This is a genomic window from Streptomyces sp. NPDC001219 (assembly GCF_053597915.1).
In genome coordinates, this window is record NZ_JBSFJF010000030.1 from 46,914 (window position 1) to 67,479 (window position 20,566).

At 73.2% G+C, this 20,566-nt stretch carries 19 protein-coding genes; 17 read left to right on the plus strand and 2 right to left on the minus strand.

What is annotated here, in order from left to right; translation table 11 throughout:
* Positions 1-21 precede the first annotated feature (21 nt).
* From ACWC9R_RS20430 to ACWC9R_RS20465, 8 genes are all read left to right on the plus strand, one after another.
* Positions 22-1,131 carry a quinone-dependent dihydroorotate dehydrogenase gene (locus ACWC9R_RS20430; protein WP_450733368.1) on the plus strand — a complete coding sequence of 370 codons (1,110 nt, stop codon included), beginning with the start codon at positions 22-24 and terminating at the stop codon, positions 1,129-1,131.
* Entirely contained in the window at positions 1,128-1,964 is an 837-nt protein-coding gene (pyrF, locus tag ACWC9R_RS20435) for an orotidine-5'-phosphate decarboxylase (protein WP_450733370.1), read from the plus strand. The genes ACWC9R_RS20430 and pyrF overlap by 4 nt, the downstream gene beginning before the upstream one ends.
* 215 nt (positions 1,965-2,179) lie before the next feature.
* Entirely contained in the window at positions 2,180-2,503 is a 324-nt protein-coding gene (locus ACWC9R_RS20440) for an integration host factor (RefSeq protein WP_006607450.1), read from the plus strand.
* A gap of 38 nt (positions 2,504-2,541) precedes the next feature.
* Positions 2,542-3,162, plus strand: a complete 621-nt coding sequence (gmk, locus tag ACWC9R_RS20445; protein WP_393360168.1) for a guanylate kinase — start codon at positions 2,542-2,544, stop codon at positions 3,160-3,162.
* Positions 3,163-3,233: 71 nt separating this feature from the next.
* A complete protein-coding gene (rpoZ, locus tag ACWC9R_RS20450; protein WP_005319902.1) occupies positions 3,234-3,506 on the plus strand; it encodes a DNA-directed RNA polymerase subunit omega in 273 nt (90 codons plus the stop codon).
* 101 nt (positions 3,507-3,607) lie between these two features.
* Entirely contained in the window at positions 3,608-4,843 is a 1,236-nt protein-coding gene (coaBC, locus tag ACWC9R_RS20455) for a bifunctional phosphopantothenoylcysteine decarboxylase/phosphopantothenate--cysteine ligase CoaBC (protein WP_450733373.1), read from the plus strand.
* A gap of 251 nt (positions 4,844-5,094) precedes the next feature.
* Positions 5,095-6,303 carry a methionine adenosyltransferase gene (gene metK, locus ACWC9R_RS20460; RefSeq protein WP_450733375.1) on the plus strand — a complete coding sequence of 403 codons (1,209 nt, stop codon included), beginning with the start codon at positions 5,095-5,097 and terminating at the stop codon, positions 6,301-6,303.
* A gap of 113 nt (positions 6,304-6,416) precedes the next feature.
* Entirely contained in the window at positions 6,417-8,555 is a 2,139-nt protein-coding gene (locus ACWC9R_RS20465) for a primosomal protein N' (protein ID WP_450733377.1), read from the plus strand.
* Between the two features lie 143 nt (positions 8,556-8,698).
* Here the strand turns inward: ACWC9R_RS20465 and ACWC9R_RS20470 are convergent, their stop codons facing one another.
* Positions 8,699-9,253 carry a hypothetical protein gene (locus ACWC9R_RS20470; RefSeq protein WP_450733379.1) on the minus strand — a complete coding sequence of 185 codons (555 nt, stop codon included), beginning with the start codon at positions 9,251-9,253 and terminating at the stop codon, positions 8,699-8,701.
* 248 nt (positions 9,254-9,501) lie between these two features.
* On the opposite strand from ACWC9R_RS20470, the gene fmt reads away from it, so the two are divergent.
* The 9 genes from fmt to ACWC9R_RS20515 all read left to right on the plus strand — a co-directional run bounded on the left by fmt (position 9,502) and on the right by ACWC9R_RS20515 (position 19,055).
* Entirely contained in the window at positions 9,502-10,440 is a 939-nt protein-coding gene (gene fmt / locus ACWC9R_RS20475; RefSeq protein WP_450733381.1) for a methionyl-tRNA formyltransferase, read from the plus strand.
* A 127-nt stretch (positions 10,441-10,567) separates the two neighbouring features.
* Positions 10,568-12,001: an RsmB/NOP family class I SAM-dependent RNA methyltransferase gene (locus ACWC9R_RS20480; protein ID WP_450733383.1), complete on the plus strand. Its 1,434-nt coding sequence runs from the start codon at positions 10,568-10,570 to the stop codon at positions 11,999-12,001.
* 145 nt (positions 12,002-12,146) lie between these two features.
* On the plus strand, positions 12,147-12,830 hold the full coding sequence (rpe, locus tag ACWC9R_RS20485; RefSeq protein WP_450733385.1) for a ribulose-phosphate 3-epimerase: 684 nt from the start codon (positions 12,147-12,149) through the stop codon (positions 12,828-12,830).
* Between the two features lie 216 nt (positions 12,831-13,046).
* The gene (locus tag ACWC9R_RS20490; RefSeq protein WP_362602370.1) at positions 13,047-14,063 is read left to right on the plus strand and encodes a sugar-binding transcriptional regulator; all 1,017 of its coding nucleotides are present in this window, start codon (positions 13,047-13,049) and stop codon (positions 14,061-14,063) included.
* A gap of 121 nt (positions 14,064-14,184) precedes the next feature.
* A complete protein-coding gene (locus tag ACWC9R_RS20495) occupies positions 14,185-14,652 on the plus strand; it encodes a ribonuclease domain-containing protein (protein ID WP_450733387.1) in 468 nt (155 codons plus the stop codon).
* Entirely contained in the window at positions 14,649-15,104 is a 456-nt protein-coding gene (locus ACWC9R_RS20500) for a barstar family protein (RefSeq protein WP_362602376.1), read from the plus strand. The genes ACWC9R_RS20495 and ACWC9R_RS20500 overlap by 4 nt, the downstream gene beginning before the upstream one ends.
* 166 nt (positions 15,105-15,270) lie before the next feature.
* Entirely contained in the window at positions 15,271-16,734 is a 1,464-nt protein-coding gene (locus tag ACWC9R_RS20505; RefSeq protein ID WP_450733389.1) for a GuaB1 family IMP dehydrogenase-related protein, read from the plus strand.
* A 382-nt stretch (positions 16,735-17,116) separates the two neighbouring features.
* Positions 17,117-18,589: an amino acid permease gene (locus ACWC9R_RS20510; RefSeq protein ID WP_450733391.1), complete on the plus strand. Its 1,473-nt coding sequence runs from the start codon at positions 17,117-17,119 to the stop codon at positions 18,587-18,589.
* Positions 18,590-18,599: 10 nt separating this feature from the next.
* Positions 18,600-19,055, plus strand: coding sequence for an Lrp/AsnC family transcriptional regulator (locus ACWC9R_RS20515; protein WP_362602384.1), 456 nt, complete (start codon positions 18,600-18,602; stop codon positions 19,053-19,055).
* A gap of 34 nt (positions 19,056-19,089) precedes the next feature.
* Here ACWC9R_RS20515 and ACWC9R_RS20520 read toward each other — a convergent pair whose 3' ends face one another.
* Positions 19,090-20,538, minus strand: coding sequence for an MFS transporter (locus tag ACWC9R_RS20520; protein ID WP_450733393.1), 1,449 nt, complete (start codon positions 20,536-20,538; stop codon positions 19,090-19,092).
* Positions 20,539-20,566: the final 28 nt, after the last annotated feature.

The window sequence follows — 20,566 nt, forward strand, 5'->3', positions numbered from 1 at the left end:
CGCGGAAGGCCCCACCCGACGATGTACCGCCTCCTCTTCCAACTGATCTTCCGGCGTATGGACCCCGAGAAGGCCCACCACCTGGCCTTCCGCTGGATTCAGCTGGCCGTGCGCGTCCCCATGCTGCGCACCTTCCTCGCGGCCGCGCTCGCGCCCCGCCACAAGGAGCTGCGCACCGAGGCCCTGGGCCGCCGGATGCACGGCCCCTTCGGCCTGGCCGCCGGCTTCGACAAGAACGCCGTCGCCATCGACGGGATGACCATGCTCGGCTTCGACCACGTCGAGATCGGCACGGTCACCGCCCAGCCGCAGCCGGGCAACCCGAAGAAGCGCCTCTTCCGGCTCGTCCCGGACCGCGCGCTGATCAACCGGATGGGCTTCAACAACGACGGCTCCGCCTCCGTCGCGGCCCGCCTCGCCGCCCGCCACCCGGTCTTCCCCACCACCGTCGGCGTCAACATCGGCAAGACCAAGGTCGTCCCGGAGGCCGAGGCCACCGCCGACTACGTCACCTCCACCGAGCGGCTCGCCCCGCACGCCGACTACCTGGTCGTCAACGTCTCCTCCCCGAACACCCCGGGGCTGCGCAACCTCCAGGCCGTCGACCACCTGCGGCCGCTGCTGACCGCGGTCCGCGAGGCCGCCGACCGCACCGTCACCGACCGCCGGGTCCCGCTGCTGGTCAAGATCGCCCCGGACCTCGCCGACGCGGACGTGGACGCGGTCGCCGACCTCGCCGTCGAACTCGGCCTGGACGGGATCATCGCCACCAACACCACCATCGCCCGCGAGGGCCTCGGGCTGACCTCCGCCCCCGAGCTGGTCGCCGAGACCGGCGGCCTGTCCGGCGCGCCCGTCAAGGAGCGCTCCCTGGAGGTGCTGCGCCGCCTCTACGCCCGGGTCGGCGACACGATCACCCTCATCGGGGTCGGCGGCATCGAGGACGCCGAGGACGCCTGGCAGCGCATCCTCGCCGGCGCCACCCTCGTGCAGGGCTACAGCGCCTTCATCTACCAGGGCCCGTTCTGGTGCCGTGCGATCCACAAGGGGCTGGCCGCCCGGCTGCGCAACAGCCCCTACGCCACCCTCGCCGACGCCGTCGGCGCCGAGCACAAGAAGGTGACCGCATGACCCCGGAGCCCTTCGGCACGCGGCTGCGCCGCGCCATGGACACCCGTGGCCCGCTCTGCGTCGGCATCGACCCGCATGCCTCGCTGCTGGCCGACTGGGGCCTGAACGACGATGTCGCGGGCCTGGCGCGGTTCACCCGGACCGTGGTGGAGGCCCTCGGCGAGACGGTCGCCGTCTTCAAGCCGCAGTCCGCGTTCTTCGAGCGCTTCGGCTCGCGCGGCCTGGCCGTCCTGGAGACCGCCGTCGTCGAGGCGCGCGAGCGCGGTGCCCTGGTCCTGATGGACGCCAAGCGCGGCGACATCGGCTCCACCATGGCCGCCTACGCCGAGACCTTCCTGCGCCCGGACTCCCCGCTGTTCTCGGACGCGCTGACGGTCTCCCCGTACCTCGGCTACGGCTCGCTGCGCCCCGCCGCCGACCTGGCCCGTGAGAACGGCGCCGGACTCTTCGTCCTCGCGCTCACCTCCAACCCGGAGGGCGCGGAGGTCCAGCGGGCGGTGCGCGAGGACGGCCGTACCCTCGCGGCGACGATGCTCGGCCATCTTGCGGCCGAGAACGCCGGTGCCGAGCCGCTGGGCTCCTTCGGCGCGGTCGTCGGCGCCACGCTCGGCGATCTCTCCTCGTTCGACCTGGCGATCAACGGCCCGCTGCTCGCCCCCGGCATCGGCGCGCAGGGCGCCACCCCCGCCGACCTGCCGAAGGTCTTCGGAAACGCCGTACACAACGTCGTCCCGAGCGTCAGCCGGGGGGTGCTGCGGCACGGTCCGGACGCCGCGGCGCTGCGAGCTGCGGCGGACCGCTTCGCCGGCGAAGTGCGCACCGCGCTCGCCTAGAAGCGGAAAGTCGGGGACTTTGGTCCCGAAATGTCCTGGTCAGCTGAGTCTGACCAGGACTTTTCGTCTGTTCTCGCTGACTCCGGCGCCCTCTGCCGCTAGTCTCCGTCGAGAGCACTGCACGTAAGCGCGTTGCTCGTTGCTCCGCACATGCGGGGTGACTAGGTTCCACACTGGTCCGTATCCGACAGTTCGACATCCGAGGTGACGTAGGCGTGGCTCTTCCGCCCCTTACCCCTGAACAGCGCGCAGCCGCGCTCGAGAAGGCCGCCGCGGCTCGCCGGGAGCGCGCCGAGGTCAAGAATCGGCTCAAGCACTCCGGTGCTTCCCTCCATGAGGTCATCAAGCAGGGCCAGGAGAACGACGTCATCGGCAAGATGAAGGTCTCCGCCCTGCTGGAGTCCCTGCCGGGCGTCGGCAAGGTCCGCGCCAAGCAGATCATGGAGCGGCTCGGCATCTCCGAAAGCCGCCGTGTCCGGGGTCTTGGCTCCAACCAGATCGCGTCGCTGGAGCGCGAGTTCGGCAGCACCGCTTCCTGAATTTTCCGGCATCACCGGGAAGCTGGAATAATCGCTGCATGAGTTCTGCAGTCTCCCGGGGGACGACCCCCGAGCCCCCGGCCAGACAACCGCGACTGACCGTGCTCTCCGGCCCCTCCGGGGTCGGCAAGAGCACGGTCGTCGCGCATATGCGCAAGGTCCACCCCGAGGTCTGGCTCTCGGTTTCGGCCACCACCCGCAAGCCGCGCCCCGGGGAGCGGCACGGCGTCCACTACTTCTTCGTGGAGGACGAGGAGTTCGACAAGCTCATCGCCAACGGTGAGCTGCTCGAATGGGCCGAGTTCGCGGGCAACCGCTACGGCACCCCCCGCAAGGCGGTGCTGGACCGCCTGGAGGCCGGGGAGCCGGTCCTGCTGGAGATCGACCTGCAGGGCGCCCGCCAGGTCCGCGCGTCCATGGCGGAGGCCGAGCTGGTCTTCCTGGCCCCGCCGAGCTGGGACGAGCTGGTCCGCCGGCTCACCGGCCGGGGCACGGAGGCGCCGGAGGTCATCGAGCGCCGGCTGGCCGCCGCCAGGATCGAGCTGGCGGCGGAGAAGGAGTTCGATGTGACGCTTGTCAACACCTCCGTCGAGGACGTCAGCCGCGAGCTGCTAGCCTTGATGTTGCATCGATCCGAGGACCGGAACTCCAGCGGCTGACCGCGCAGCTCCCCGGATCGGCCGAGACTTTTCGTTCCACCCCCGCTCCATCCCCCTTCGGAAGGTAGAGAGTGTCCTCTTCCATCACTGCACCCGAGGGCATCATCAACCCGCCCATTGATGAGCTTCTCGAGGCCACCGATTCGAAGTACAGCCTGGTGATCTACGCCGCCAAGCGTGCGCGCCAGATCAACGCGTACTACTCGCAGCTCGGCGAGGGCCTGCTCGAGTACGTGGGCCCCCTCGTGGACACCCACGTCCACGAGAAGCCCCTCTCCATCGCGCTCCGCGAGATCAACGCGGGTCTGCTGACCTCCGAGGCCATCGAGGGCCCCGCCCAGTAAGCAGCGCAATGCGGTACCCAAGGGCCCGGCGGAGCATCCGCCGGGCCCTTGGTGTGTCATAGGGGCATACGTAGGGACCTAGGCCGGGGAGCGGCGGAGCGATGGACAAGCGCGAGCGGGAGCGGCCCAGGGTCGTCCTGGGGGTCAGCGGCGGGATCGCCGCCTACAAGGCGTGTGAGCTGCTGCGGCGGCTGACCGAGTCCGGGCACGACGTACGGGTGGTGCCGACCGCTTCGGCGCTGCACTTCGTGGGGGAGGCCACCTGGTCGGCACTGTCCGGCAACCCGGCGGGCACCGAGGTCTGGGAGTCCGTCCACGAGGTCCCGCACGTCCGCATCGGCCAGGCCGCGGACCTCGTCGTGGTCGCCCCGGCCACCGCCGACCTGCTGGCCAAGGCCGCCCACGGCCTCGCCGACGATCTGCTCACCAACACCCTGCTCACCGCCCGCTGCCCGGTGATCTTCGCCCCGGCGATGCACACCGAGATGTGGGAGAACCCCGCCACCCAGGAGAACGTCGCCACCCTGCGCCGCCGGGGCGCGCTGGTCATCGACCCCGCGGTCGGCCGGCTGACCGGCGTCGACACCGGCAAGGGCCGTTTCCCCGACCCGGCCGAGATCTTCGACTTCTGCCGCCGGGTGCTGGCCCGTGGCGCGCGGGCGGCGGAGCAGGATCTCGCCGGGCGCCATGTGGTGATCAGCGCGGGCGGTACCCGCGAGCCGCTGGACCCCGTCCGCTACCTGGGCAACCGCTCCTCCGGCAAGCAGGGCTACGCACTGGCCCGTACCGCGGTGGCCCGCGGCGCCCGGGTCACCCTGGTCGCCGGGAACACCGAGCTGCCCGATCCGGCCGGTGTCGACGTGATCCACATCGGGACCGCCCGGCAGCTCCACGAGGCCGTGGTGAAGGCCGCCGCGGATGCCGACGCCGTGGTCATGGCCGCCGCGGTCGCCGACTTCCGCCCGGCCGCCTACGCCACCGGCAAGATCAAGAAGGTCGAGGGCCAGGAGCCGGAACCCATCGCCTTGCTGCGAAATCCGGACATCCTCGCCGAGCTCTCCGCCGAGCGGGCCGTCCCGGGGCAGCTCGTCGTCGGCTTCGCCGCCGAGACCGACGAGGTGCTCGCCAACGGCCGCGCCAAGCTCGCCCGCAAGGGCTGTGACCTGCTGGTCGTCAACGAGGTCGGGGAGCACAAGGCCTTCGGCTCCGCGGAGAACGAGGCGGTGATCCTCGCGGCCGACGGAACCGAGACCCCGGTGCCGTACGGGCCCAAGGAAACCCTGGCCGAGACGGTCTGGGACCTGGTCGCACCGCGCCTGGCCGAGACTCGTCGCTGACGCGTCGCACCGGCCCCGGAATCACTCCGTCAGCCCTAGAAATCGGGCATGTCCCCTTGACCCGGCCCATTCTCGAGGTGATCGTCCTAGCGTAAGCCGCGGTGTCCCAGGTCACGGGGGGTCCATAAATCGAGACCGCGTGTCCGAACACCGCATCCGACCGATAAACTGGCGAGTGGATCGGGCCGAGCGCAGCTCTCGGCCCTTCCGCCAATGATCAGCCAGCAGCCGCTGCAACCCCAGGGAGCGATGTGTCCCGCCGCCTTTTCACCTCGGAATCCGTCACCGAGGGACACCCTGACAAGATCGCTGACCAGATCAGCGACACCATTCTCGACGCTCTCCTCAAGGAAGACCCGACTTCCCGGGTCGCCGTGGAGACGTTGATCACCACCGGCCTGGTGCACGTGGCCGGCGAGGTGACGACGAAGGCGTACGCCGACATCCCCAACCTCGTCCGCAACAAGATCCTGGACATCGGGTACGACTCGTCCAAGAAGGGCTTCGACGGCGCCTCCTGCGGCGTCTCGGTGTCCATCGGCGCGCAGTCCCCGGACATCGCCCAGGGTGTCGACACCGCGTACGAGAACCGCGTCGAGGGCGACGACGACGAGCTGGACCGGCAGGGCGCGGGCGACCAGGGCCTGATGTTCGGCTACGCCTGCGACGAGACCCCGGAGCTGATGCCGCTCCCGATCAACCTCGCGCACCGGCTCTCCAAGCGCCTCTCCGAGGTCCGCAAGAACGGCACCATCCCCTACCTCCGCCCCGACGGCAAGACCCAGGTCACCATCGAGTACGACGGCCACAAGGCCGTCCGCCTCGACACCGTCGTGGTCTCCTCGCAGCACGCCAGCGACATCGACCTGGACTCGCTGCTCGCGCCCGACATCCGCGAGTTCGTCGTGGAGCACGTCCTCAACCAGCTGGTCGAGGACGGCATCAAGCTGGACACGGACGGCTACCGTCTGCTGGTCAACCCGACCGGGCGGTTCGAGATCGGCGGCCCCATGGGTGACGCCGGCCTGACCGGCCGCAAGATCATCATCGACACCTACGGCGGTATGTCCCGCCACGGTGGCGGCGCCTTCTCCGGCAAGGACCCGTCCAAGGTCGACCGCTCGGCCGCCTACGCGATGCGCTGGGTCGCCAAGAACGTCGTCGCCGCCGGCCTCGCGGCCCGCTGCGAGGTCCAGGTCGCCTACGCGATCGGCAAGGCCGAGCCGGTCGGTCTCTTCGTCGAGACCTTCGGCACCGCCACGGTCGACACCGACAAGATCGAGCAGGCCATCGGTGAGGTCTTCGACCTCCGTCCGGCGGCCATCATCCGCGACCTCGATCTGCTCCGCCCGATCTACTCCCAGACCGCCGCCTACGGCCACTTCGGCCGTGAGCTGGAGGACTTCACCTGGGAGCGCACGGACCGGGTGGAGGCCCTGAAGAAGGCCGCGGGGCTGTAAGTCCCGTCGCGCCCGTGTGACATGCCACGGCCCCGGACCGCTCGCCGGTCCGGGGCCGTCGGTTGTCCACAGCCCGCCCGGCACTGTCCGTGCGGTCTGCTAAGACTGATGCTGTGAGCAGGGAGAACGGGCGACCGGACGCGGGGGCGCCGGATGCGGGCGAGCAGTTGGCCCTCATCCGGGAGGCCGTGCGGGAGACCAAGACGGAGCGGGCGAAGCCGCGGACGTGGCGGGGGGCCGAGCTGGCCGCCGAGCTGCCGGTGGCGCGGGTGCTGGTCGACAAGGGGCTGGTGCACCTCGACCGGTATTTCGACTACGCGGTACCGGCGGCGATGGATCACGAGGCGCAGCCCGGGGTCCGGGTGCGGGTGCGCTTCGGGGCGGGGGAGAAGGGCGGCCGGCGCGAGGGCGGCAAGCTGGTCAGCGGATTCATCGTGGAGCGGGTCGCGGAGAGCGACTACCGGGGCGTGCTCGCCCCGATCGCGCAGGTGCTCTCCCCCGAGCGGGTGCTGACACCCGAGCTGCTGGGGCTCTGCCGGTCGGTCGCCGACCGCTATGCCGGGACGCTCGCCGATGTGGTGCAGCTGGCCGTGCCACCCCGCCGGGCACGCGCGGAGGCCAAGCCCTCGCCCGACCCCCTGCCTCCCAACCCGCCGCCGGAGCCGGGAAGTTGGGAGCGCTACGGGGCGGGCGCCGGGTTTCTGACGGCGCTGGCCCAGGGGGAAGCGCCGCGGGCGGTGTGGACGGCGCTGCCCGGGGCGACCTGGCCGCAGGAGTTGGCGCGGGCGGTGGCCGCGACGCTTTCGGGCGGGCGCGGTGCGCTGGTGGTGGTGCCGGACGGGCGGGCGGCGGCGCGGGTGGACGCGGCGCTCGGCGAGCTGATCGGCACGGACCGCCATGTGCTGCTGACCGCCGACGCCGGGCCGGAGGAGCGCTACCGCCGCTGGCTGGCGGTCAGCCGGGGCGCGGTGCGCGCCGTGGTCGGGACCCGGGCGGCGATGTTCGCGCCGGTCGCCGGGCTGGGCCTGGTCGCCCTCTGGGACGACGGGGACGCCAGCCACAGCGATCCGCACGCCCCGCAGCCGCATGCCCGCGAGGTGCTCGTCCAGCGCGCGGTCCATGAGCGCGCCGGATTCCTGCTGGGCGGGCTGAGCTGCACGGTCGAGGCGGCCCAGCTGGTCGAGACGGGCTGGGCCCGCCCGCTGATCGCCGACCGCGCCCAGGTGCGGGCCGCGGCCCCCCTGGTGCGTACGGTCGGCGACGGTGACGAGGCCCGGGACGCCGCCGCGCGGGCCGCCCGGCTGCCGACGATGGCCTGGCAGCTGGTGCGGGAGGGCCTGCAGCGCGGGCCGGTGCTCATCCAGGTCCCGCGCCGGGGATACGCGCCCCGGCTGGCGTGCGAGCGCTGCCGTACCCCCGCGCGCTGCCGGGCCTGCGCGGGCCCGCTGGAGTCGCAGGACGCCGGCGAGCTGTGCTGCGGGTGGTGCGGTCGGCCGGAGCCCGACTGGCACTGCTCCGAGTGCGGCGGCGTGCGGCTGCGGGCCCAGATCGTGGGGGCGCGGCGGACGGCGGAGGAGCTGGGCCGGGTGTTCCCGGCGGTGCCGGTGCGGACCTCGGGGCGGGACCATGTGCTGGCCACGGTGCCCGGTGTCCCCGCGCTGGTGGTGAGTACCCCGGGGGCCGAGCCGGTGGCCGAGGGCGGCGGCTATGCGGCGGCCCTGCTGCTGGACGGCTGGGCGCTGCTCGGGCGGCCGGACCTGCGGGCGGGGGAGGAGGCGCTGCGCCGCTGGCTGGGCGCCGCCGCGCTGGTCCGCGGGCAGGCCGAGGGCGGCACGGTCGCGGTGATCGCGGAGCCGACGCTGCGGCCGGTGCAGGCGCTGGTGCGCTGGGACCCGGTCGGCCACGCGGTCCGTGAGCTGGCCGAGCGGGCCGAGCTGGGTTTCCCGCCGGTGTCGCGGATGGCCTCCGTGGCCGGCCGCACCGAGGACGTCACGGAACTGCTGCGTTCCGCCGGACTCCCCGCGGGCGCCGAGGTGTTGGGCCCCGTACCGCTTCCGGTCCCGGACCCCGCGCGCCCGCGCCGGCCGGGCGATCCGCCGCCGGGCGAGCAGTGGGAGCGCGCGCTGGTTCGGGTCCGCCCCGGTCAGGGCGCGGCCCTCGCCGCCGCTCTCAAGGCGGCCCGCGCAGCCCGGTTGGTGAAGCGGGAGGGGGAGGCCGTACGGGTCCGGATCGATCCGCCGGACCTGGGGTGAGGGACCGCCGGGGCGGAGCGGGCGCCAGGAGACGGACCTCGCAGCCGGGCCTCCGCGGACATGGCGCCGCCCCGGGACCAGGTCGGCGTCCCGGGGCGTTGGCGAGCGGCGTGGGGGCGAAGGCGCCCGGTGTCGCGGGTGGTTCAGCCGTTGCGGGGGCCGGGGAAGGCGCCCGGCCGGGCCGGTTCGTCGCGGGTGGCGGCGGAGGGCTGGGAGGGCATGGACCGGGCGGCGGGGACGGACGCGGAGCCGGGCAGCCCCGCGGCGACGGTGACCGCGCGGGTCGCGGAGGTCTCGGCCGAACGCACCGCAGGTTCGGCGCCGTTGTCCTCCGTGGCGGGCTGGGCAGTGGCTCTGCGGGAGCCGTAACGGCGGTGTACGGCTTGTTTGGTGACGCCGAGCGCCGAGCCCACCGCGTCCCACGAGAAGCCCAGCGACCGGTCGAAGTCGACCGCGGCCGTGACGAGGGTTTCGACGCTGTCGCGCAGTTCCTGGGCGAGGCGCACCGTCGGAGCGGGCGCGCGTCCGTAGACGACGAAGCCCGCGGAGGGGCCCGTGCGCCGTGGCCGGTAGACGTTGCCGAGCTGAGCGGTCAGCGTGCGCAGTGCGTCCACCTGCCGGCGCACCCGCTCGATGTCCCGCACCAGGAGATGCAGGCTGGCGCGCGCCTGGGCGTCGTGGGTTGCGTGGTCGGCCATGAGCAAGCCTCTCGAACCGGCGTGGAATAGGAAGGATGACAGCGAGCGGGCCGCCGAAGCGGCCCGGTCGGGTCAATGCTGTTTGACCAACGCGACAGCAGCGGCTCTGGTCACGGTATGGGGGCGTGCGAGCTTCCGTACGAGGCGCGGGAAATGGTGTACGCCCCCTGGACGCACCGCCTGTGACCCGGGGCGGACCCATAGACTGGTGTGTCGTTCCGCTGCGTGTGAGAGGTAGTTCACCACCCATGAGGCTTGTCTTCGCCGGCACCCCCGAGGTCGCCGTACCCGCCCTCGATGCCCTGATCGCCTCCGACCGGCACGAGGTCGTGGCCGTGGTGACCCGGCCCGACGCCCCCGCCGGACGCGGCCGGAAGCTGGTCGCCAGCCCCGTCGCGGAGCGCGCGGAGGAGGCGGGCATCGAGGTGCTCAAGCCCGCCAAGCCGCGCGAGGAGGACTTCCTGGCCCGGCTGCGGGAGATCGCGCCGGACTGCTGCCCGGTGGTCGCCTACGGTGCGCTGCTGCCGAAGACCGCGCTCGACATCCCCGCCAAGGGGTGGGTCAATCTGCACTTCTCGCTGCTGCCCGCCTGGCGGGGCGCGGCGCCGGTGCAGCACGCGGTGCTCGCCGGGGACGAGGTGACCGGCGCCTCGACCTTCCAGATCGAGACCGGCCTGGACTCCGGCCCGGTCTTCGGGGTGCTGACCGAGGAGGTCCGGCCCACGGACACCAGCGGCGATCTGCTCACCCGGCTGGCGTTCGCCGGTTCCGGGCTGCTGGTGGCGACGATGGACGGCATCGAGGACGGCACGCTGCAGGCCGTGCCGCAGCCGGCCGAGGGCGTCACGCTCGCCCCGAAGATCGAGGTCGAGGACGCGAAGGTGGACTGGGCGACGCCCGCGCTGCGGGTCGACCGGGTGATCCGCGGCTGCGCGCCCGCGCCCGGCGCCTGGACGGTCTTCCGCGGCGAGCGCCTCAAGCTGATGTCGGCCGTCCCCGCCACGGACCAGGCGGAGTTGGGCCTGGCACCCGGCGAACTCGCCGTCACGAAGAAGGCGGTGCATGTCGGCACCGGCAGCCACCCGGTGGAACTCGTCTGGGTCCAGCCGCAGGGCAAGAAGCCGATGAAGGCGGCGGACTGGGCGCGCGGGGTGCGGATCGAGGGCGGGGAGCGGCTGGGGGACTGACCCCTCGGCGCTCCGTCACCGGCGGACGGCGGGCCCGCACCGCGGCCGGCCACCGCCGCGCGCCGGGCCCGGCGGGCCCGCGTAGGCTGGGACGGACCCCTCATCTCGTATCCGGAGCACCTTTTCTGTGAGTCAGCAGCCGCGCCGTCGCCCCAGCAAGCCCCATCGCCGCCCGCAGAAGGACCCGGTCAGGATTCTCGCGTTCGAGGCGCTGCGGGCCGTCGACGAGCGCGACGCCTACGCGAACCTGGTCCTGCCGCCGCTGCTGCGCAAGGCGCGTGAGCGCGGTGACTTCGACTCCCGGGACGCCGCGCTGGCGACGGAGCTGGTCTACGGCTCGCTGCGCCGGCAGGGGACGTACGACGCGATCATCGCGCAGTGCGTGGACCGGCCGCTGCGGGAGGTGGACCCGCCGGTCCTGGACGTGCTGACCCTCGGGGCGCATCAGCTGCTCGGCACCCGCATCCCGACGCACGCCGCGGTCAGCGCCAGCGTCGAACTGGCGCGGGTGGTGCTGGGCGACGGCCGGGCGAAGTTCGTCAACGCGGTGCTCCGCAAGGTCGCGGCCCATGACCTGGACGGCTGGCTGGAGCGGGTCGCCCCGGAGTACGACGAGGACCCCGAGGACCACCTCGGCATCGTGCACGCCCACCCCCGCTGGATCGTCTCGGCCCTGTGGGACGCGCTCGGCGGCGGCCGGGCCGGCATCGAGGACCTGCTGGACGCGGACAACGAACGCCCCGAGGTGACCCTGGTGGCCCGGCCCGGCCGGAGCACCACCGAGGAGCTGGTGGCGGCGGCCGGCGAGGAGAGCACGCTTCCCGGGCGGTGGTCCCCGTACGCGGTGCGGCTCGCCGAAGGCGGGGAGCCGGGCGCGCTGGACCCGGTCCGCGAGGGGCGCGCCGGGGTGCAGGACGAGGGCAGCCAGCTCGTCGCCCTCGCGCTGGCCAACGCGCCCGTCGAGGGCGACGACCACGCCTGGCTCGACGGCTGTGCCGGCCCCGGCGGCAAGGCGGCGCTGCTGGCGGCGCTCGCCGCGCAGCGCGGTGCCGCCCTGCTGGCGTCGGAGAAGCAGCCGCACCGCGCCCGGCTGGTGTCCCGGGCCCTGGAGGGCAACCCCGGCCCGTACGCGGTCATCGCCGCCGACGGCACCCGCCCGGCCTGGCGGCCCGGCTCCTTCGACCGGGTGCTGGTGGACGTGCCCTGCACCGGCCTGGGCGCGCTGCGCCGCCGCCCCGAGGCACGCTGGCGGCGCCGCCCGGAGGACCTGGACGGCTTCGCCCCGCTCCAGCGCGGGCTGCTGCGGGAGGCGCTCGCGGCGGTCCGGGTCGGCGGTGTCGTCGGCTATGCGACCTGCTCGCCGCATCCGGCCGAGACCCGGGCCGTGGTGGACGACGTGATCAAGGGCCGCGGCGGCGAGCCGGTCGAGGTGGAGTGGATCGACGCCCGCCCGCTGATGCCCGGCGTACCGGCACTGGGCGACGGCCCGGACGTCCAGCTGTGGCCGCATCTGCACGGCACGGACGCGATGTACCTGGCCCTGCTGCGCCGGACGGGCTGACGGGCGGGCTGACCGGGCGGGCGCCTGGGCCCGCCTCGGGGCCCGTCCTCGGCGGGGCGCGGTAACCCCCGTGTGAAAGCCCCGCCCGCGCCCTCGCGCCCGTCCCCCCTCCGCCGGCCCCCGGGCCGCACGCCATACTGGGGGCATGGCCTTGATCAACCCCAGCATCCTGTCCGCCGACTTCGCCCGGCTCGCCGAGGAGGCGAAGGCCGTGGAGGGCGCCGACTGGCTGCACGTCGACGTCATGGACAACCACTTCGTCCCGAACCTCACCCTCGGTGTACCGGTCGTCGAGTCGCTGAGCAGGGCGACGGACACCCCGCTCGACCTGCATCTGATGATCGAGGACCCGGACCGCTGGGCGCCGCGGTACATCGAGGCCGGGGCCGGCTCCGTGACCTTCCACGTGGAGGCGGCGGCGGCGCCCGTACGGCTGGCGCGGGAGATCCGGGCCAAGGGGGCGCGGGCGTCGATGGCGCTGAAGCCGGCCACGCCGATCGAGCCGTACGAGGATCTGCTGCCCGAGCTGGACATGCTGCTGATCATGACCGTGGAGCCGGGCTTCGGCGGCCAGGCGTTCCTGGACATCATGCTGCCGAAGATCCGCCGTACCCGTGAGCTGATCTCCCGGCACGGTCTGGAGCTGGCGCTCCAGGTGGACGGCGGGGTCTCGGCGGAGACCATCGAGCGGTGCGCGGAGGCGGGCGCCGACGTGTTCGTGGCGGGCTCCGCGGTGTACGGCGCGGACGATCCGGCCAAGGCGGTACGGGACCTGCGGGAAAAGGCCGAGACGGCGACCGCGGCGGCGGGCTGGGGCTGCGCGCACTGAATTTCGGAAGGGGGCACGGGCGGCCCGGCATATTCCGGCCAGGGGAATTTCCCCGCGGTGCGGTGCCGCCTCTTGCCCGTGGCGCAACCGAGCGTTCACGAGGGTCGGGGCGCTCGTGGTCCCCGTTGCCCCCGGGTTTCTGAAAGGATGAGCAAAGACTCGATCAGATGCGCAAAAGGGGAGAATTTCGTGGTAGCCAGCCGCCCACAGTCCGGAATGGGCCCTGCCGAGCTGGTGCAGGCCGCGGCCATGGCCCGCCGTTTCTATCTTGAGGGCAAGTCGAAGATTCAGATCGCGGAGGAATTCGGCGTCAGCCGGTTCAAGGTCGCGCGGGTGCTGGAGACGGCACTGGAACGTGATCTCGTACGGATCGAGATCCGGGTGCCCTCCGAGCTGGACGCCGAACGCTCCGACGCGCTGCGGGCCCGCTACGGCCTGCGGCACGCGGTGGTCGTCGAGTCGCCCGCCGACGCTCCCCCCGCCTTCGGCGGCCAGACCCCGCCGGAGGACGCCGCCGACCCGGAGAACCTCGGCGAGGTCGCGGCCGACCTGCTGGGCGAGCTGGTCACCGAGGGCGATGTGCTGGGGCTGGCCTGGGGCCGGTCGACCATCCACATGGCCGCCGCGCTGCACCGCCTCCCGCCGTGCACCGTCGTGCAGTTGACCGGTGTCTACGACGCCGGGACCGCCGACCGCGGCTCCGTCGAGGCGGTGCGCCGCGCGGCCGATGTCGCCGGGGGCGAGGCGCACCCGATCTACGCGCCGATGCTGCTGCCCGACTCGGCGACGGCCGAGGCGCTGCGCCGCCAGACCGGCATCGCCCGCGCGTTCGACTACTTCGACAAGGTCACCGTCGCCTGTGTCTCCATCGGTTCCTGGGAGCCGGGCGTCTCGACCGTCTACGACATGCTGAGCGAGCAGGAGCGGGAGCACTACGCCTCGCTGGGCGCCGCCGCCGAGATGTCGGCGCACCTCTTCGACGCCGAGGGGCGGCGGATCGGCCGGGACCTCGGCGAGCGGTGCATCACGGTCGAGGCGGACCGACTGCGCCGTATCCCGGAGGTCGTCGCCATCGCGGGCGGCGGGCGCAAGGCCGCCGCGATCGGTGCGGTGCTGCGTTCCGGGCTGGTGACGAGCCTGGTCACGGACACCGCGGCGGCCGACCATCTGCTGCTGGAGACCGGCCCGGGGCCGCGCCCCGCACTGGACCGGGCGGACCCTGACGGGGCGTGACGTACGCCGGACCCCGGCGGGGCGGAGCGGCCGGGGAGCACCGGCGCCGCACCGCCCGGGGGCACCCCCGGGGCGCGGCCATCGACGAGCAGCCCGCGCGGGCCTGTGACAGCATCGGCGCATGGTGATCCGCTTCTCCCCGCGCCGTGCCGCCGCCCTCGCCGGCGCGCTGCTGGCCGGGCTGCTCCTGGTGCTGACCGGGTGTTCCACGGGCGGTGGCGGCGACGGGAGTTCGGCCGGAGCGCCGCGGTCCACCGCCACCGCCGTCGGCGGCTCGCCGCGCGCCTCCGGCGTACCGGACTGGGCACAGGGCATGCCGGTCGTCCCGGCCGGCGAGCTGCCCTCCCAGGCACGGGACACCCTGCGGCTCATCGACGCCGGCGGGCCCTTCCCGTACTCCCAGGACGGCACGGTCTTCGGCAACCGCGAGCGGCTGCTGCCCCGTCAGCCGCGCGGCTACTACCACGAGTACACGGTCCCCACCCCCGGCGCACCGGACCGCGGTGCCCGCCGCCTGGTCACCGGCGAGGGCCATGAGACGTACTACACCAACGATCACTACCGGTCCTTCAAGGCGGTGCTGCGATGACGGCTCCCGTGCCCCGGCCCCTCGCGGCGGTCCTCGACGGCAGCACACCCCCGGGGGTGCTGCCCTGGCCCGCCGAGCGCTCGGTGGCGGACGCGCTGGCCGCCGCCCGGGACGCCGGCTGGACCGGCGCCTCCCTGGACCTCGACGAGGTCGCCGACAAGGCCGCCTTCATGGACCGCTGCGCCCGCGCGCTGCGGCTGCCGGACTGGTTCGGCCGTAACTGGGACGCGCTCGACGACTGCCTCACCGATCTGTCCTGGTGCCCCGCCGACCGCGGCCGGCTGCTCGTGGTGACGGGCTGGCAGGGCTACGCGGCCGCGGCGCCCGACGAGTGGAGCATCGTCGAGGGGGTGCTGGCGGACGCGGTGGGCTACTGGCGGGACACCGCCACCGGACTCGCCGTGATCATGGCCAGGGGACGGGCCAGGCAGAGCGCGGAACGGCGGCCGTAGCGGGCCCGACCAGCCACGATGCCGTGCGGTCCGCCGCTCGCGCGAAGGGCCGGGGAGCGGCACGGACACCACGGGCGGCGCGGGGCCCCTTGGGGGATCGCACACACCGTCCACAGGGCGCTCGGACAATCACATGACCCCTGGTCAGGGCCCGTATCCTGGCCATATGCGATTCCTGAACCCGAAGAACGGCGCGCTCGAAGAGAGTTCTTCGGTGCCCTACGACCTGACCTACGACGACGTGTTCATGGTGCCCGGCCGCTCCGCCGTCGGCTCCCGCCAGGGCGTGGACCTGTCCTCGCACGACGGGACCGGGACCACCATCCCGCTCGTGGTCGCCAACATGACGGCGATCGCCGGCCGCCGGATGGCCGAGACGGTGGCCCGCCGCGGTGGCCTGGTCGTCATCCCTCAGGACATCCCGCTCGACGTCGTCACCGACGTCGTGACCTGGATAAAGCGCCGCCACCTGGTCCTGGACACGCCGATCGTGCTGTCCCCGGTCGCGACGGTGGCCGACGCGCTGGCGCTGCTGCCCAAGCGGGCGCACGGCGCGGGCATCGTCGTCGAGGGCGGCCGCCCGGTCGGCGTCGTCACCGAGCACGACCTGGCCGGGGTGGACCGCTTCACGCAGGTGGCCGAGGTCATGACCAAGGACCTGCTGGTCCTGGACGCGGACATCGACCCGCGGGAGGCCTTCAACCGCCTCGACGCCGCCAACCGCAAGCTCGCGCCCGCGGTCGACGCGGACGGCATGCTGGTCGGCATCCTCACCCGTAAGGGCGCGCTCCGCGCCACCCTGTACACCCCCGCAACGGACGCCGACGGCAAGCTGCGGATCGCGGCCGCCGTCGGCATCAACGGCGATGTGGCCGGGCGGGCCAAGGCCCTGCTGGCGGCCGGTGTGGACACCCTCGTGGTGGACACCGCGCACGGCCACCAGGAGTCGATGATCACCGCGATCAGGGCGGTCCGGGCGCTGGACCCGCAGGTCCCGATCGTGGCGGGCAACATCGTCGCCGCCGAGGGCGTCCGCGATCTGATCGAGGCCGGCGCTGACATCATCAAGGTCGGTGTCGGACCGGGCGCGATGTGCACCACCCGGATGATGACCGGGGTCGGCCGGCCGCAGTTCTCCGCGGTGCTGGAGTGCGCCGCCGAGGCCAGGAAGTTCGGTAAGCACGTCTGGGCGGACGGCGGTGTCCGCCACCCCCGCGATGTCGCCATGGCACTGGCCGCGGGCGCGTCCAACGTCATGGTCGGCTCGTGGTTCGCCGGCACCCTCGAATCGCCCGGTGACCTCCAGCACACCGCCGACGGCCGGCCGTACAAGGAGAGCTTCGGCATGGCCTCGGCCCGTGCGGTGCGCAACCGCACCAGCGACGAGTCGGCCTACGACCGGGCCCGCAAGGCGCTCTTCGAGGAGGGCATCTCCACCTCGCGGATGTTCGTCGACCAGGCGCGCCCCGGCGTCGAGGACCTGATCGACTCGATCATCGCGGGCGTCCGCAGCTCCTGCACCTACGCGGGCGCGGCCTCCCTGGCGGAGTTCGCCGAGAAGGCCGTGGTCGGTGTGCAGAGCGCCGCCGGCTACGCCGAGGGCAAGCCGCTGCACGACAGCTGGAACTGACCCGCCACGGGGCCGCTCGCCGGTCCCCAAGCCGCCGTCCAACGGCCCCGCACCGGCTCGGTGCGGGGCCGTTCGGGTAAGTGGAACCCGGGGCCCCGGTCGGTGTCACCCGGCCGGTACCCGTACGATCGGAACTTGGCGCGCAACGAACGACCGCCCGCCGTGCCGGTGCGCAACAATCGTGCACTGTTGCGCAAGGAACCTGCATTACGGCAGGTCAGCGGCGGGCCGTAAGGTCAAGCGCTGTACGTGGAGTGGCGGAGTCCGCCTGCTCGGCGGTCTCCTGCTACGGAGTGCTTCGGCATGCCCTTGTACCGACCGCTGCCGGTCGCCGCCATCCGTACCCGTCATTCTGATCGGCAGCGATAAAGGAGCCACCCCAGTGTTGGAGCACGGCGCAGCCCCGCCCGCAGGGGACAGCGACCCCCCGCCCCCCTCGTCAGGGGGCATGGCCACTCGGCTGATGCGGCGCAAGCCCGTCGAGCGGCTGGTCGCCGAGGGCGGCAAGGGCCAAGGGGGAACGCTCCGCCGGTCGATGGGTATGTGGCAGCTGACCATGATCAGCATCGGCGCCACCCTCGGCACCGGCATTTTCGTGGTCCTCGGCGAGGCCGTCCCGGACGCCGGGCCCGCGGTCATCCTCGCCTTCGTGCTCGCCGGTGTCACCGCGCTGTTCTCCGCGCTGTCCTACGCGGAGCTGGCCGGCAGCATCCCGGTCTCCGGCTCGTCCTACTCCTATGCCTACGCCACCCTCGGTGAGCTGGTCGCCTGGGTCTGCGGCTGGTGCCTGATCCTGGAGTACGGCGTCTCGGTCGCGGCCGTCGCCGTGGGCTGGGGCCAGTATCTGAACGAGCTGCTCAACGGCGTCTTCGGCTTCACCATCCCGGACGCGCTGTCCCAGCCGCCCGGCGACGGCGGCATCTTCAACCTGCCGGCCCTGCTGGTCGTGCTGCTGGCGATGGTGTTCCTGCTGGGCGGCGCCAAGGAGAGCGCCCGGGCCAACACGATCATGGTCGTCGTCAAGATCGCCGCGCTGCTGCTGTTCTGCGGCGTCGCCGTCCAGGGCGTGCGCTCCGGCAACTACGCGAACTTCTTCCCGATGGGCATGGCGGGCGTCAGCGCCGCCGGCGCCACCCTGTTCTTCTCGTACATCGGCTTCGACGCCGCCTCCACCGCGGGCGAGGAGGCCAAGAACCCGCAGCGGGACCTGCCGCGCGCGATCATGCTCTCGCTGGTGATCGTCACGGCGCTGTACTGCCTGGTCGCGGCGATCGCCGTGGGCGCGATGCCCTGGAAGAAGTTCGAGGGCTCGGAGGCCGCGCTCGCCGGGATCATGAAGGCGGTCACCGGCGAGAGCTGGTGGGCCGTGCTGCTCGCCTTCGGCGCGGTCGTCGCCATCGCCAGTGTCGTGCTGACCGTGCTCTACGGCCAGACCCGCATCCTGTTCGCGATGTCCCGGGACGGGCTGGTGCCGAAGGTGTTCTCCAAGGTGCACCCGAAGAGCGGTGCGCCGCGCGCCAACACCGTGATCGTCTCGCTGTTCTGCGGCGTGCTCGCCGCCGCGGTGCCGCTCGGCGAGCTGGCCGACGCCACCAGCATCGGCACCCTGTTCGCCTTCGCGCTGGTCAACATCGCGGTGATCGTGCTGCGCCGGACCCGGCCCGACATGCCGCGCAGCTTCCGCACCCCGCTCTCGCCGCTCTTCCCGGCGATCGGCTTCCTGCTGTGCCTCTACATGATGGGCAGCCTCGGCGCCGTGACCTGGGTGGTCTTCGGTGTCTGGATGGTCGTGGGCCTTGTGGTCTACTTCGGATACGGCATGCGCCGCTCCCGATTGGCCACCGCAGAGAAGTGATCCACCCGCAGTGCGACTGAACGACCTCGACGAACGCATCGTCCACGCCCTCGCCGCGGACGCCCGCCGCAGCTACGCCGATATCGGCCAGGAGGTCGGGCTCTCCGCACCGGCCGTCAAACGCCGGGTGGACCGGCTGCGGGCGGACGGCGCGATCACCGGATTCACCGTACGGGTCGACCCGGCCGCGCTCGGCTGGGAGACCGAGGGGTTCATCGAGATCTACTGCCGCCGCAACACCTCGCCCGAGGCGATCCACCGCGGCCTGTCGCGCTACCCGGAAGTGGCGTCCGCCTCCACCGTCACCGGTGAGGCGGACGCCGTCGTCCAGGTCTTCGCCTCCGACATGCGGCACTTCGAGCGGGTGCTGGAGCGGATCGCGGGCGAGCCGTTCGTGGAGCGGACCAAGTCCGTGCTGGTCCTCTCGCCGCTGCTGCGGCGCTACAGCTCGGGGGCGCCGGGCTGACGGCCCCGCACCCGATGGCCTGCGGGGCCCCGGCTCAGCACCCGTTCCGCCCGGCCCGCGCACCGGTCCGCAGGCCCCACACCACGGCGCAGCCCACCGCCAGCACCACCCCCGCCGCGATCCGGTAGCCCAGCGCCGTGGCCTCGGTGAACGCGGCGGCCGTCGCGGCACCGTGCCCGGTCCCCGAGGCGAAGCGCACCGACAGCACGGTGCCCACCACGGCGATCCCCAGCGCCGCGCCCAACTCCCGTGCCGCGCCCTGGAGTCCGGACCCCATCCCGGAGCGGTGGGCCGGTACCGACGCCACGATCGCCTGCGACAGCGTCGGCGTCGCCAGCCCCGCACCGGCCGCCATCACCAGGAGAAACGCCAGGTAGCAGAGGTAGGGGGTGCCGGCGTCCGCGGTGGCGAGCAGCAGCAGACCGGCCGCGACCAGCGCCAGTCCCGTACCGGCCGTCCTGGCCTCACCGGCGCGCCGTGCCCAGCGCAGGCCGTACCGCGTCACCGCCATCATCCCGAGGGCCAGCGGCGCGATCGCACAGCCCGTCCGGAGCGGCGAGTACGCCTTCACGTACTGCAGGAACTGGGCGTTGACGTAGAAGAGGGCGAACATCCCGAAGAAGGTGCCGGCGATGCCCAGGCTGCCGGCGAGCAGCCTCGGCAGCCGGAACAGCCGGGGGTCCAGCACCGGGTGCGCGGCCCGCAGCCCGTGCCGTACGAACAGCGCGAACACCACCAGCGCCAGGGCGAAGGCGCCGGTCACCGGGGCCGAGGACCAGCCCCGCCCCGGGCCCTCGATGACGCCGAAGAGCAGCGCCGCCGCGCCCAGGACCAGCAGCGCCGAACCGGGCAGATCGAGCGCCGCGGTCTGCCGGGGGACCCGGGGCGCGGCCGCCGCCACCCAGGCCAGCAGGCCCAGGCCGAGCGGCACGTACACCCAGAACAGCCCCTGCCACGGCAGGAACTGCAGGATCAGCGCGCCGCCCGCGTTGCCCGCCAGCCCGCCGATGCCGATCGCGGTGCTCCAGGCGGCGACGGCCCCGGCCCTGCGGTCGGGCGGGGCGGTGTGCAGCAGCACGGCCATGGTCGCGGGGACCAGCAGGGCGGCGCCCGCGCCGGAGAGCGCCCGGCCCGCCAGCAGCACCGGCAGCGTGGTCGCCGGCGCGCTCAGCAGCGCGCCCGCGGCGAACACGCCGAGCCCGGTGAGCAGCACCCCCTTGCGGCCCACCCGGTCCCCGAGCGCACCCGCCGGGATCAACAGCCCCGCGAAGACCAGCACATAGGTGTCGACGATCCACAACAGCTGGGCGGGGGAGGGGTGCAGAGCGCCGGCGGCGATCCTGGGTATCGCGAGGTTCATCGCGGCCACCAGCGACTGCGCGACCAGCACACAGGCACACATCGCGGCCGTCACCGAGCGCGGACGGGCCCGGATGCCGCCGGGCGCGGGCGGGGACTTGGGAAGGGAAGCGGTGGAGGTCATGGGCGGGACGCTAAGGTCCCTTGCAGTT